This is a genomic window from Nosocomiicoccus sp. HMSC059G07 (assembly GCF_001815515.1).
Classification (GTDB): domain Bacteria; phylum Bacillota; class Bacilli; order Staphylococcales; family Salinicoccaceae; genus Nosocomiicoccus; species Nosocomiicoccus ampullae_A.
The window spans coordinates 1-261 of sequence record NZ_KV820832.1; the positions used below are offsets into that span (position 1 = coordinate 1).

Genomic DNA, 261 nt, shown 5'->3' on the forward strand with positions numbered 1-261 from the left:
AATACGGATTGATTTGCTAAAGAAAGGTAGGTATCTTCAGTTAATTTCCAAGAATTATTTGGATTAATTATAGCAAAATCAGCATCATAACCCACTTCAATTTTACCTTTATTTCTTAGATTAAATCGTTCAGCTACATGAGATGAGAAAAGTTCAGAGAACCTGTCAGCGCTTAGTTCGTTAGAATTTACTAAGAAATCGTGCATAATAGGTATCATGATATCTAATCCTGTTAATCCTGATGCCTCATTAAAAATATTT

General features: G+C 31.0%; 1 protein-coding gene. It reads right to left on the reverse strand.

The window, feature by feature from the left end; translation table 11 throughout:
* Positions 1-261 (reverse strand): amidohydrolase family protein (locus tag HMPREF3029_RS05085; RefSeq protein WP_144265416.1); only part of this gene is annotated, 261 nt, incomplete at both ends.